Source organism: Gluconobacter sphaericus (assembly GCF_016757795.1).
Taxonomy (GTDB): Bacteria; Pseudomonadota; Alphaproteobacteria; order Acetobacterales; family Acetobacteraceae; genus Gluconobacter; species Gluconobacter sphaericus.
In genome coordinates this window covers 1,357,501-1,370,052 of sequence record NZ_CP068419.1, presented here as the reverse complement: position 1 = coordinate 1,370,052, position 12,552 = coordinate 1,357,501, and the positions used below count along the sequence as shown (strand labels likewise).

Genomic DNA, 12,552 nt, shown 5'->3' with positions numbered 1-12,552 from the left:
CCGTCCCGATCAGCCCTCAAGAACAGGCAAGGCAACACCCGACCCGACACAGTCTCCCAAAGCGCCATCGATAATGAGCGCGCGGGCAGCTTCCATGTCCGGCGTAAACAGCCGGTCCTGAGCAAAGAAGGGCACAGTTTTCCGTAACGTCTTCGCGACTTCAAGCAACGGCGCGGATGTTTCCAGCGGTGCGAGGAAATCAAGTCCCTGCACGGCCGCCAGATATTCAACTGCAATGATCGTCCGGACATTGTCCACGATATCGCCCACGCGACGCGCGGCAAACGTCGCCATGGAGACGTGGTCTTCCTGATTGGCCGAAGTCGGCAGACTGTCCACACTTGCCGGATGGGCCAGTGTCTTGTTTTCGGATGCCAGAGCCGCAGCCGTGACCTGCGCGATCATGAAGCCGGAGTTCAGCCCGCTATCCTGCACCAGGAACGGCGGAAGGCCGCTCATCTGCGCATCGACCAGCAGCGCCAGACGCCGCTCCGCAATCGCCCCGACTTCGGACACAGCAATCGCCATGAGATCCGCGGCAATCGCCACCGGCTCGGCATGGAAGTTACCACCCGAGATCATCTCATCCGTGTCCGGGAAATGAATCGGATTGTCCGAAACCGCATTAGCCTCGATCACCAGAACCCGCGCCGCCTGACGCAGATTATCCAGACAGGCGCCCATGACCTGCGGCTGGCAGCGTAGGCAGTACGGATCCTGAACCCGCTCGTCATCTTCAAGATGCGATGCCCGGATGGCCGACCCCTGCATCAGCGTGCGATAGACCGCAGCGCATTCGATCTGCCCTTTCTGACCCCGCAATTCATGCAAACGCGGATCGAACGGCGCATCAGTGCCGCGCGCAGCATCAAGCGTCAGGCCACCCGTAATGAGGGCGGCATGAAACAGCCGTTCGGCATCCAGAAGGGCCGCAATCGCCAGCGCCGTGGAAGCCTGCGTACCGTTCAGAAGGGCCAGACCCTCCTTTGCACCCAGAACCAGAGGCTCAAGCCCGGCGGCTTTCAGAGCTTCATCGCCTTTGAGGCGCTTACCCTGATAGAATGCCTCGCCCTCGCCGATCACCACGGCCGACATATGCGCCAGCGGAGCCAGATCGCCCGAAGCCCCAACCGATCCCTTCTCTGGAATAACGGGCACAACACCCCGGTTCAGCATGTCCAGCAGAAGCTGCACAATCTGCGGACGCACACCCGAATAGCCGCGCGCCAGACCATTGGCCTTAAGCAGAAGGATCAAGCGCACCACACGCTCCGGCATCGGCTGACCAATTCCCGCCGCATGACTCAGCACCAGATTGCGCTGAAGATCGCGCAGACGGTCATCGGGAATCCGGGTCTTCGCGAGTTTTCCGAAACCCGTGTTCACACCATAGACAGGCTCGCCACGTCCAACGATGCGCTCCACGGATTCCGCCGCACGCTGCAGGACCTCAAAGGTCCCGTCGTCCAAGCGGACATCCTGCTGGCCGAAATAGAAGTCCCGCAGGTCGCTGAGCGTGATCTTGCCGGGCGTGAGGGTAAAAATACTGATTGTCATGATGGTCTCAGGCTCCGCGCGTAATCATGGGAAGGTCGAGGCCCTTCTCGCGGGCACAGTCAGTTGCAATGTCGTAACCGGCATCGGCATGCCGCATAACACCCGTAGCCGGGTCGTTCCACAGTACCCGCTCCAGACGTCGCGCCGCATCCGGCGTACCATCTGCCACAATCACCATGCCGGAATGCTGGGAGAAGCCCATGCCAACGCCACCACCATGATGCAGCGACACCCAGGTCGCGCCCGACGCCGTATTAAGCAGCGCATTCAACAGCGGCCAGTCAGACACAGCGTCAGAACCGTCACGCATACTCTCGGTCTCACGGTTCGGGCTGGCGACTGATCCACTATCCAGATGGTCACGACCGATCACGATCGGGCCCTTGAGCTCGCCGCTGGCCACCATCTCGTTGAACGCCAGTCCCAGACGGTGACGGTCCCCCAGACCGACCCAGCAGATACGCGAAGGCAGTCCCTGGAAGTGGATCTTCTCCCGCGCCATATCGAGCCAGTTGTGAAGATGCTTGTCGTCCGGCAGCAGTTCCTTGACCTTCTGGTCCGTCTTGAAGATGTCTTCCGGATCCCCCGAAAGCGCTGCCCAGCGGAACGGCCCGATACCCCGGCAGAACAGCGGGCGGATATAGGCTGGCACGAAGCCCGGGAAGGCAAAGGCGTCTTCAAGCCCTTCGTCAAAAGCCATCTGGCGGATGTTGTTACCGTAATCGAAAGTCGGAATGCCCTGACGATGGAACGCCACCATGGCCTCGACCTGAAGACGCATGGACTCCCGGGCCGCCTTCTCAACCGCCGCCGGATTGGTGATCCGCATTTTCTCGGCCTGCTCCAACGACCATCCCGCCGGCAGATAGCCATTCAGCGGGTCATGGGCGGACGTCTGATCCGTCACACCATCCGGACGGATACCGCGCCGCACCAGTTCCGGGAAAACTTCAGCCGCATTCCCCAGAAGCCCCACGGAAACAGCCTCGCCCTTCGCACAGGCGTCCTGAATGATTTCCAGAGCTTCATCGAGCGTATCGACCTGACGGTCCAGATACCCCGTTTCGAGACGCTTGCGGATGCGAGACGGCTCACATTCAACCGCCAGCATGGACGCACCGGCCATGACAGCCGCCAGAGGCTGCGCCCCGCTCATGCCGCCCAGACCACCCGTCAGAATCCAGCGCCCTTTCAGGTTGCCACCATAATACTGGCGCCCCATTTCCACGAAGGTCTCATACGTGCCCTGAACAATGCCCTGCGAGCCGATATAGATCCACGATCCCGCCGTCATCTGCCCGTACATCATGAGCCCTGCCCGATCGAGTTCGTTGAACTTCTCCCAGGTCGCCCAGTGCGGCACGAGGTTGGAGTTCGCGATCAGGACACGCGGCGCATCGGCATACGTCCGGAACACACCAACCGGCTTGCCGGACTGCACCAGAAGCGTCTGGTCGTCTTCCAGATCACGCAGCGCCTCGACGATCCTGTCATAGCAGTCCCAGTTCCGCGCCGCGCGACCGATGCCACCATAGACAACGAGCTCAGACGGCTTTTCCGCCACGTCGGGATCCAGATTATTCATCAGCATCCGGAGCGGCGCTTCCGTCTGCCAGCTCTTTGCCGAGAGTTCAGGCCCGGTCGGGGCACGGATGACACGATCATTCGAAAGGCGGTTGCCGGGATCACTCATGGGCTTCATCCTGTATGAACTTGTATATACTAATACTCAAATTGCTCTGCGGAATTGTCAATCCATTTATGAAATGACATCGGGATTTATTTTCCCGAACATGTTGCTTCTGGCCGCCAACACAGCGCAGTCTCCAACAAACCATCGATCATCCGCGACAGACGCACCGCCTTTTCCAGATCGATCGGCCAGGGCGTCTCTTCGCTTCGCAAATAGGTGGACTGCGCGATTTCAAGCTGGATGGCATGAATGCCACGCTCAGGCTGGCCGTAATGCCGCGTCGTGTATCCGCCCTTGAAACGACCATTGACGACATGGCTATAGGCCACGTTCCCAGCCAGCCTCTGCGCCAAAAGGGCCTGCAACTCCCCGTCACAGGACTGTCCGCTATTGGTCCCCAGATTCAGGTCCGGAAGTGCCCCATCAAACAGGCGGGGAATGGTCGACTTGATGGAATGCCCGTCCCACAGAACCGCCCATCCCCATTTCTGACGAAGCCGCTCCAACTCTTCCGCAACAGCCTCATGGTAGGGACGCCAATAAGCCTCCCGCCGCTCGGCGATCTCGCTTTCGTCCGGCGCCTGCCCCTCACGGTAAATGGGCTGCCCGTCAAACGTCAGCGCCGGCACAAGCCCCGTACTAGGCCGCCCCGGATAAAGCGCCGCATCATCAGCACCACGGTTCAGATCCACCACGTAGCGGGAATGCTGCGCCTTCAGCACCCCCATGCCTTTCGACAGTGCTCCGGCATAAAGATGTTCCATATACCAGTCGGTATCAGGTAACTGACGCCCCCGCTCCGTCATCCGCTTTTCCATACCGGGCGCCAGATGGCAGCCGGAATGAGGAAGGGTCACAAGCACGGGCATGGTCCCGCGAACAAAGGAAAAAACATCCGTCATGGTCAGGATTTCCTTGTAAGATCAAAGATCAAGAAGAGTGCGCACGGTGCGCCGGAACGCAGCCGTCACGGCATCATGATTGACGTGCCTTCCATCGCGCACGCGCCACTGACCACCACACAGCACATCCTTCACGGGAGGCTGGCGTGATCCGAAAATAGCCGCATCAAGAACGGCATCGTCCTGCAGATACGGAAGTGGCAACAGATCCTCGTCCAACACGCACAGATCTGCCCGAGCCCCGGCAAGCAGCCCCCACGACTCAAGCCCACAGGCCTGCCGCCCGCCATCCAGAACCTGCCGATAGAGCCATCCGCCCGTGGACCCCAGCGTTGCCACCGGCAGAGCCGCACATCGCGTCTGCGTGAAAAGCCTCTGCCCATATTCCAGAGTGCGCAGTTCTTCCCAGGGGCTGATCAGTACATTGCTATCGCTTCCAATCCCGAAGCGTCCTCCGTCATTCACATACGGCACAAGCGGGAAAAGACCGTCCCCCAGATTGGCTTCCGTGATCGGACAAAGCCCCGCCACAGCTCCGGAACGTGCCATAGCCGCAACCTCGGAAGCGGACAAATGGGTCGCATGCACCAAGCACCAGCGCTCATCCACATCCGTCTGAGCCAGCAGATATTCCACAGGCCTCGCCCCCACCGAGGCGACGCACTCCTCCACTTCCTTCTGCTGCTCCGCCACATGGATATGAACGGGTCCTGTCTGCGCAGACAGAAGATCCGAAGCCGTTCTCAGATCAACCGCCCGCAGCGAATGCAGACCCAGCCCAACGGAGAGCAGTGGCATTTCCCCCCAGGCCGACCGTGTCTCGCTGATGATCCTACCGATAAGTTCCGGCGTCGTCGCAAAGCGCTCCTGCGCCTCCTGAAGCGGACGCCCGTCAAAGCCCCCGCGCTCGTACAGCGTCGGCAAAAGCGTCAGACCAATGCCGACCGACTGCGCCGCCTCGCCGACACGCAGGGACATCTCCGCCACCTGCCCGTAAGTCGCTCCACCCGGCGCATGATGCAGATAATGGAATTCCGCGACCTGCGTATATCCGGCCGTCAGCATTTCCATATACAGATAACTTGCAATATCCTGCATCTGTTCGGGCGAAATGCGATGCGCAAGCTGATACATCAGCCGCCGCCAGGTCCAGAACGTATCCGCCGGATTCTGACGGCTCTCCGCCAGTCCCGCCATACCCCGCTGAAAAGCGTGGGAATGCAGACTCAGCTGCGACGGAACAACAATCGCTTTCCGCTCGGAACTTGCAGACATCCGGGCGTCCGGGATAATCGATTCGAAACACCCGTCAGAAGAAACGTTAATCCGTACATTCCGGTGCCAACCGTCCGGCAGCAGGGCCTGCTCTGCAAACAGTTCCATAACCTCGACATTCCCTCCCTCATCACGCGGAAAGTCTTTGCTTTTCCCGTTGGTTGCATGATGATAATGGAATTGTAAGACTTGTATATACCACCACGACAGATTTGATGGCGCAAGGAAGAACGCGAATGTGGGATACTCTCTGGACAGACATTCATGTTGCGACTGCCGACCCGGCGCTCATTTCGGATCAGGACGGCTATGGCTGCATCCACAACGCCGCCATCGGCATTGAAGACGGACGGATCAACTGGATCGGGGCGGCCCATGACCTGCCAGACGCTCCGCACAATCTGGCTCATCAGGTCCACTCGGGAAACGGTCTGTGGATGACGCCGGGCCTCATAGACGCCCACACCCACGTCATTTACGCGGGCGACCGCAGCCTGGAATTCGCCGAACGCCTCAATGGCGTCTCCTATGCGGAAATCGCGCGCAAGGGCGGCGGAATCATCTCTACAGTTAACGCCACCCGCAACGTCTCAGAAGACGAACTCTTTGACGTCACAGCGCGCCGCGTACGACGCATGATCGCCGAAGGTACGACGACCCTTGAGATGAAATCGGGCTATGGCCTGACCCTGCAAGACGAGCTTAAACAGCTCCGCGTTGCCCGCGCCATCGGCACCGCCTTGCCCGTACGTGTTCACGCAACTTTTCTCGGTGCCCACGCCCTGCCGCCGGAATTCAAGAACCGGCAGGACGATTATGTCTCTTACCTCATCACCGATATTCTCCCTCAGGCCGTGGAAGAAAAGCTGATCGACAGTATTGACGGCTTCTGTGAAAACATCGCCTTCACCCCGGATCAGATCGAACGTCTCTTCATCGCGGCAAACGACCTGAAAATTCCCGTCCGCCTCCATTCCGAGCAGCTCTCAAACAGCGGCGGCACCAAGCTGGCCGCACGTTACGGCGCTCTCTCGACCGACCATTTGGAATATGTCGTGGAAGACGATGTCATCGACTTGGCCCGGGCTGGCACAGTCGCGATGCTGCTTCCGGGAGCCTTCTACTTCATCCGTGAAACGCGGATGCCGCCCATAGACCTGTTCCGAAAACACAATGTTCCCATGGGACTTGCCACAGACTGCAATCCCGGAACCTCCCCAAGCGTGAGCCTTACGGGCATCATGAATATGGCCTGCACCTTGTTCCGCATGACTCCCGAAGAAACCTTCTCGGCCGCAACCCGGATTGGCGCTCAGGCTCTGGGACTTCAGAACGTAACCGGCAGCCTGGCGCCCGGACAGGCCGCGGACATGCTTCTATGGGACATCGCCGGCCCACACGAACTATCGTACTGGATTGGCGGCAGAAGGCCTGTTCAGCGAGTTTTTGACGGTAAACTGGACCCTGTGATATAAATTTGCATATTCTTATCCATACAACCTCTTGTCTAAATAACCGTTTCGTCAGGATGTTTTTTGGATTGCCGCTTCCCAGCTGAAGGACAGCCCGCGACATGAAAATGGACGCCTCCCGGGAACGCTCTCCCGCTCGGTACGAACAGGTCAAACTCTACATTACCGAGCGCATTCAGGACGGCGAATGGAAAGAAGGACAGAAACTTCCTTCCGAAAGCGAACTGGTCGAACTCCTCGGCGTCTCCCGCATGACTGTCCATCGGGCCCTTCGTGAACTGATGACCGAAGGCGTCGTGGTCCGAGCGCAGGGGGTAGGAACATTCGTCTCGCGCCCTTCGCCAAAGGCTGATCTGCTGGAACTTCACGATATTGCCGATGATATCCTGAGCTCAGGACACGTCCATACTGCCCGCGTCATCACACTGGAAGCCATCCGTGCCGACATCGATCTCGCATTTTCTTTCGACATGCGCCCTGGCAGCAAGCTGTTTCATTCCGTGATCGTCCATTTCGAAGACGATATTCCTCTTCAGGTGGAAGAGCGTTTCGTCTCTCCGGCATTCGCACCCGAATACCTCCAGCAGGACTTCACCCTCACCCATCCTCACCGACACCTTTACCATATCTCTGGCCCAGACGAGATCGAACACATCGTGTTCGCCGTCTCTCCAACTCCAGAGTTACAAGCGCTACTCGACATCGGTCCTCACGAGCCCTGCCTCCAGCTCGTACGCCGCACATGGGTTAAAGGCCGCGTCGTCATGAAGGGTATCTTCACCTACCCAGGCAACCGTTACAGCCTGGGTGGCCGCCGCAAATCCTCATCAGACCATTTCTAATTGTTTAGTTCCGGACTTCAATCCACTTGAGAATGCCTTTGCCAAATTCAATGCTTATTTGCGCAAAGCGGCCGCCCGGAGCATCGAAGCCCCTTGAGACAGCTATGCTCTCAGTAACCTTCCCCCAAGCCGAGTGTACCAACTACTTCACTGCCACAAGGTACGATCCAAACAGACAGGCCTCCGATCAGGCCTGAACCTTACGACTTTCCCATGTCGGGATTATCCCGATGGTCGTGCGCAGCGCTGCTATGACAACGCGCAAACGGGCCGACGGCTGAGCCAGTGCGCGCAACAACCAAATGCCATCACAGTGAGTGTTCCACGTTTCGCTCAAAAAACGAATACGCGTAAGGGCGCCGGCGTTGACATCCGGCCCAACCACCCAATCTGGCAGCAGGGCAATTCCCATCCCCGAACGTGCTGCCAACCTCATAGCCTCAAAATCGTCACACCGGAAAACCGGCTTGATGTCGTTCCCGTCGATAAGGCGCTGTCCCATAATATCTGCCCAACCTAGCAGATCATTGCCATGCAGTTTGTCGATCAGCTTGTGTTGACGCAGTTGCGCCAAAGTTTCTGGTTCGCCGTAACAATCAAGATAATGCTGACTGGCAACAAGGAGGCGCTTTTGGTCGGCCAGTTTGGTTGCAATCAAAGTGCTATCCGCTAACTGTCCGATCCGGATAACCGCGTCCAACCGCTCAAGCACAGGATCCGCGAGACGCTCTGTCAGATCCAGCTCAATGTGGAGATCAGGATGTTCTACGAGCAAACTCTCCAGTGCTGGAATGACATAGCGCTTGCCGAAGGTCGGAAAGCACGCAATCCGCACTGTTCCCGTCACGGCACCGTCGAACGCAGCGACTTCTGCGTGCATGTCTGCCAGTTGATCCAGCAGTGGCTGGGCACGTTCAAGCATACGCTCACCCGCATCTGTCAGCGCAAGCGCCCGGGTGGAGCGGATCAAAAGCGGGACCCCTAGGGAATATTCCAATGCGTCGATCTGGCGAACGATTGCTGAAGGTGTCTGTCCCCGCCTTCGCGCGGCAGCAGAAAAACTCCCTTGGCGGATCACATCGACGAAAACGCCAAGATGTTCGGCGAAGCGGGGGTCTTTCATCCAACAGGCCCATCTTTGCTAATTCGGCAAAAGCGCTCCTTCAAATCTATGCGTTATCATGGCCCTTCTGTCGAGGCATCCCTTGGGCACAGACGCAGCACGACGTTGCATCGCATAAGAGGGAAATCGGACATGAAAATTCTGGATCAAATCCTGTCACAATCAGCCTATTCGCATGAGATCGATGTGCCGTTCACTCAGGTAGACATAGCAGACTGGCTGTTCACGGTGTCAGAAGCCGAGTACCTTCGCTGCTGTGAACCGGATCATATCGCTGCGGGCATCACGACCACTGATGACGGTCGGCGAATGTCAATCAATGTTGAAATGGTCGGAACGGGTCTGGTCGTACAGCATTACGTCGCGGATGAAGCAACGCCCAGCTATTGCCGTATGAACTCAATCTCGGACGTCTTTACGGCCAACGGCCGCACCCGTGTCAATGTCCTCTGGGAGTTGATTGCGGAAGATATCGGCAACGGACGAACCCGTTATACGAACCGTGTAACAGCCCGACCGACCGACGATTTCATGGCGTTTATCGACGCAAACGGAATTGCATTCGAAACGGCCGCCGCTGCTCGTCAGGCGGCTGGTAGCGACCATAATCGTCGGGAAACACCATTGTTTGCCGAGAGTATTGCACGTCGCGCCCTGTCTCGTCAGGAGAGCGCACAATGAGAGCCATTCACTATGCCGATTTTGGCTCTGCGGATGTATTGCGTATCGAGGACGCTCCATTTCCGATTTTGAGGCCGGATGATCTGATCGTTCGTGTTCATGCGGCAGGCGTCAACCGGGCGGATATTCTACAACGAAACGGATTTTACGCAGGGCAACATTTTGGAGACAGCCATCTGCTGGGTCTCGAACTTGCGGGAGAAGTCAAAACGGTAGGCAGAGACGTCACAGGGTTCCAAACGGGAGACCGTATCATGGCAATCGTGGGCGGCGGAGCTTATGCAGACGATGCACGCGTGGATCAGGCTATGGCAGTCAAAATCCCAGATTCCCTGACGTGGATCGAAGGAGGAGCAATCATGGAATCCTTCGTGACAGCAGTCGAAGTGTTGCACCATCTGGCGAACATTACGGCTGGTCAGACGGTCCTGATCCATGCAGCCGCTGGTGGCATTGGCTCTGCCTGCGTTCAGTTGGCAGCTGCACTCGGAGCGAGGGTGATTGCAACCACAAGCGCCGTACGTGCCCCAGACGTTCAGGGGTTAGGTGCGAACGTGGTTCTGGATCGCCAGCCTGAACTGTGGGAAGTCGGCGTCAAGATGGCAACGGAGGGTAAAGGCGTCGATGCTGTCATCGATTTTGTCGGCGGCAGCTATCTGGCGCCCAGCCTGCGCAGTTTGCGTCAAGGCGGGACGCTTGTGCAGGTCGGTGTACTCAGTGATGATGCGGACGTAGTAATCCCCTTGAACCTCGTCCTGCATAATCACCTGCGCCTCCTGGGAACGGTGATGAAGTCACGCACCATCGCAGAAAAGCGCGAGATGATAGAGCGATTCAAAGAAATTGCTCTCCCGCTCTTTGCAAGCGGCGCGCTCAGGCCAGTGGTCTATGCTACAGTCCCTTTACAGGACGCCAGCGAAGCCCACCGTATGATGGAAGCCGGAGGCGGGGTTGGGAAAATTGTTCTCACGTGCGACTAAAGCATAATCTGACCTAACTGGTTCATTCTAGGATTTCCTTATTGAGCGAAATCTGGTTCATCCTGTTTTTTGGGATGCAGGCTGGCGGTCATGATGCGAGCTCTATTGTCCGATCTGCGGCGGCAGGCGAGTCATTGCGGCTGGTTGTCTCCGTCATGACCCGGCGAGCTGCTGTCGGAGGCTTTAATGTGTCTGCGTCGAGCATTATATCCGCAGGGGCTCGGCCCGAGCTCGTCGCCGAGTGACATTTTCATTCTTCTCATCAGACTACCCACCCATAAAGGAAGCGAGCCCGCGAGGCTATGAAGACAGTCCGGGCCAGGATGTTGTTCCTGCCTCCCTGCAGTCCTGATTTCAACCCGATCGAAAACATTTTCGCCAAAATGAAAACATGGATCAAACGGGTAGCACCGCGAACCCTCGACGCTCTTCAAGATACCACTTGTAGAACAATGGACGATATCTCTCATTTTGGTCTTTATGGTCTCAAAACCAGAGGCTTCTTTGAATCCTCTGGTTTACGACGAACAAGAAGAACGCCGAGCATCACCCTGATGCTGGCGTTCTTGAGAAGGTCTTGGTGCAGGATTGTATGGTTGCGGGGGCAGGATTTGAACCTGCGGCCTTCAGGTTATGAGCCTGACGAGCTACCGGGCTGCTCCACCCCGCGGTGGTGTATGATGATGTTGGGAGGTTTTGTGGTGTGTATGGGTAGGCTGGGGGACCTGGCGGCGACCGACTTTTCCGCACCTTAAGGTGCAGTATCATAGGCGCTGAGGGATTTCACGGCCGAGTTCGGGATGGGATCGGGTGTAGGGCCCTCGCAATGGCCACCAGGTCTTCCAGCCCACCCTGTCTTTTAAGAGAGGGTGGAGATTGGTGCGTTGTGAAGGAAGTGTGGCTGATTTCTGTGCATGTGTTTGTTGTGAGAAGTATGAGCGATTAGGACCGGTTAGCTGCATGCATTACTGCACTTTCACACCCGGCCTATCAACGTGATGGTCTCTCACGGCTCTATGAGACCTAGTTTTGAGGTGGGTTTCCCGCTTAGATGCTTTCAGCGGTTATCCCGTCCATACTTAGCTACCCGGCTGTGCCACTGGCGTGACAACCGGTGCACCAGAGGTATGTTCATCCCGGTCCTCTCGTACTAGGGACAAATCCTCTCAAGTCTCTTACACCCACGGCAGATAGGGACCGAACTGTCTCACGACGTTCTAAACCCAGCTCACGTACCACTTTAATCGGCGAACAGCCGAACCCTTGGGACCTGCTCCAGCCCCAGGATGTGATGAGCCGACATCGAGGTGCCAAACCTCCCCGTCGATGTGGACTCTTGGGGGAGATCAGCCTGTTATCCCTAGAGTACCTTTTATCCGTTGAGCGATGGCCCGTCCACGTGGGACCACCGGATCACTATGGCCGACTTTCGTCTCTGATCGAGCTGTCACTCTCACAGTCAGGCGGGCTTATGCCATTGCACTCGACAGCCGGTTTCCGACCGGCCTGAGCCCACCATCGCGCGCCTCCGTTACACTTTGGGAGGCGACCGCCCCAGTCAAACTGCCCACCATGCAGGGTCCCGGACCAGGCTTACTGGTCTCGGTTAGACATCAGAAAAATTCAGGGTCGTATTTCAAGGATGGCTCCACCGGTGCTGGCGCCCCGGCTTCAAAGCCTCCGACCTATCCTACACAGAATGTCTCTGATGCCACTGCAAAGCTGCAGTAAAGGTTCATAGGGTCTTTCCGTCTGACCGCGGGTACCCCGCATCTTCACGGGGAATTCAATTTCGCTGAGTCGATGCTGGAGACAGTGGGGAAGTCGTTACGCCATTCGTGCAGGTCGGAACTTACCCGACAAGGAATTTCGCTACCTTAGGACCGTTATAGTTACGGCCGCCGTTTACCGGGGCTTCAATTCAGTGCTTGCACACCTCCTCTTAACCTTCCGGCACCGGGCAGGCGTCAGGCCCTATACGTCATCTCACGATTTCGCAGAGCCCTGTGTTTTTACTAAACAGTCGC

General features: G+C 57.5%; 9 protein-coding genes, 1 tRNA gene, 2 rRNA genes and 2 pseudogenes (1 of these 14 only partly in view). 6 read left to right on the top strand and 8 right to left on the bottom strand.

Annotated features, from left to right (window positions below; genetic code table 11):
* Positions 1 to 9 precede the first annotated feature (9 nt).
* The 4 genes from hutH to IGS75_RS06510 all read right to left on the bottom strand — a co-directional run bounded on the left by hutH (position 10) and on the right by IGS75_RS06510 (position 5,535).
* Positions 10 to 1,560 carry a histidine ammonia-lyase gene (gene hutH / locus IGS75_RS06525; protein WP_174787563.1) on the bottom strand — a complete coding sequence of 517 codons (1,551 nt, stop codon included), beginning with the start codon at positions 1,558 to 1,560 and terminating at the stop codon, positions 10 to 12.
* A 4-nt stretch (positions 1,561 to 1,564) separates the two neighbouring features.
* Positions 1,565 to 3,250: a urocanate hydratase gene (gene hutU / locus IGS75_RS06520; RefSeq protein ID WP_202257965.1), complete on the bottom strand. Its 1,686-nt coding sequence runs from the start codon at positions 3,248 to 3,250 to the stop codon at positions 1,565 to 1,567.
* An 86-nt stretch (positions 3,251 to 3,336) separates the two neighbouring features.
* Positions 3,337 to 4,152: an N-formylglutamate deformylase gene (gene hutG / locus IGS75_RS06515; RefSeq protein ID WP_202257964.1), complete on the bottom strand. Its 816-nt coding sequence runs from the start codon at positions 4,150 to 4,152 to the stop codon at positions 3,337 to 3,339.
* A 21-nt stretch (positions 4,153 to 4,173) separates the two neighbouring features.
* Entirely contained in the window at positions 4,174 to 5,535 is a 1,362-nt protein-coding gene (locus IGS75_RS06510; protein ID WP_202257963.1) for a formimidoylglutamate deiminase, read from the bottom strand.
* A gap of 128 nt (positions 5,536 to 5,663) precedes the next feature.
* Here IGS75_RS06510 and hutI point away from each other — a divergent pair, with 128 nt between their 5' ends.
* From hutI to IGS75_RS15805, 3 genes and pseudogenes are all read left to right on the top strand, one after another.
* On the top strand, positions 5,664 to 6,902 hold the full coding sequence (gene hutI / locus IGS75_RS06505; protein ID WP_202257962.1) for an imidazolonepropionase: 1,239 nt from the start codon (positions 5,664 to 5,666) through the stop codon (positions 6,900 to 6,902).
* A gap of 98 nt (positions 6,903 to 7,000) precedes the next feature.
* Positions 7,001 to 7,741 carry a histidine utilization repressor gene (gene hutC / locus IGS75_RS06500; protein ID WP_141351956.1) on the top strand — a complete coding sequence of 247 codons (741 nt, stop codon included), beginning with the start codon at positions 7,001 to 7,003 and terminating at the stop codon, positions 7,739 to 7,741.
* Between the two features lie 10 nt (positions 7,742 to 7,751).
* Positions 7,752 to 7,938, top strand: a pseudogene (locus IGS75_RS15805) (IS630 family transposase); the annotation flags it as partial.
* On the opposite strand, the gene IGS75_RS06495 reads toward IGS75_RS15805, so the two are convergent.
* Entirely contained in the window at positions 7,929 to 8,864 is a 936-nt protein-coding gene (locus IGS75_RS06495) for a LysR family transcriptional regulator (protein WP_202257961.1), read from the bottom strand. The pseudogene IGS75_RS15805 and the gene IGS75_RS06495 sit on opposite strands and share 10 nt — an antisense overlap.
* 132 nt (positions 8,865 to 8,996) lie before the next feature.
* Here IGS75_RS06495 and IGS75_RS06490 point away from each other — a divergent pair, with 132 nt between their 5' ends.
* The 3 genes and pseudogenes from IGS75_RS06490 to IGS75_RS15800 form a co-directional block, all read left to right on the top strand.
* Positions 8,997 to 9,545 carry a hypothetical protein gene (locus IGS75_RS06490; RefSeq protein WP_202257960.1) on the top strand — a complete coding sequence of 183 codons (549 nt, stop codon included), beginning with the start codon at positions 8,997 to 8,999 and terminating at the stop codon, positions 9,543 to 9,545.
* Entirely contained in the window at positions 9,542 to 10,525 is a 984-nt protein-coding gene (locus IGS75_RS06485; protein ID WP_202257959.1) for an NAD(P)H-quinone oxidoreductase, read from the top strand. Before IGS75_RS06490 ends, IGS75_RS06485 begins: the two co-directional genes overlap by 4 nt.
* A 299-nt stretch (positions 10,526 to 10,824) precedes the next feature.
* A pseudogene (locus tag IGS75_RS15800) lies at positions 10,825 to 10,944 on the top strand (transposase); the annotation flags it as partial.
* A gap of 174 nt (positions 10,945 to 11,118) precedes the next feature.
* Here IGS75_RS15800 and IGS75_RS06475 read toward each other — a convergent pair.
* From IGS75_RS06475 to IGS75_RS06465, 3 genes are all read right to left on the bottom strand, one after another.
* Positions 11,119 to 11,195 (bottom strand) — tRNA-Met (locus IGS75_RS06475).
* Between the two features lie 53 nt (positions 11,196 to 11,248).
* Positions 11,249 to 11,363, bottom strand: a 5S ribosomal RNA gene (rrf, locus tag IGS75_RS06470).
* An 84-nt stretch (positions 11,364 to 11,447) separates the two neighbouring features.
* A 23S ribosomal RNA gene (locus IGS75_RS06465) occupies positions 11,448 to 12,552 on the bottom strand; it runs 1,631 nt beyond the window's last position.

What these genes read in the sequence shown, in the direction of transcription:
- IGS75_RS06510 (WP_202257963.1), bottom strand. Translation starts at nt 5,535, where the DNA reads ATGGAACTGTTTGCAGAGCAGGCCCTGCTGCCGGACGGTTGGCACCGG.
- IGS75_RS06485 (WP_202257959.1), top strand. Translation starts at nt 9,542, where the DNA reads ATGAGAGCCATTCACTATGCCGATTTTGGCTCTGCGGATGTATTGCGT.
- hutU (WP_202257965.1), bottom strand. Translation starts at nt 3,250, where the DNA reads ATGAGTGATCCCGGCAACCGCCTTTCGAATGATCGTGTCATCCGTGCC.
- hutG (WP_202257964.1), bottom strand. Translation starts at nt 4,152, where the DNA reads ATGACGGATGTTTTTTCCTTTGTTCGCGGGACCATGCCCGTGCTTGTG.
- IGS75_RS06490 (WP_202257960.1), top strand. Translation starts at nt 8,997, where the DNA reads ATGAAAATTCTGGATCAAATCCTGTCACAATCAGCCTATTCGCATGAG.
- hutC (WP_141351956.1), top strand. Translation starts at nt 7,001, where the DNA reads ATGAAAATGGACGCCTCCCGGGAACGCTCTCCCGCTCGGTACGAACAG.
- hutI (WP_202257962.1), top strand. Translation starts at nt 5,664, where the DNA reads ATGTGGGATACTCTCTGGACAGACATTCATGTTGCGACTGCCGACCCG.
- IGS75_RS06495 (WP_202257961.1), bottom strand. Translation starts at nt 8,864, where the DNA reads ATGAAAGACCCCCGCTTCGCCGAACATCTTGGCGTTTTCGTCGATGTG.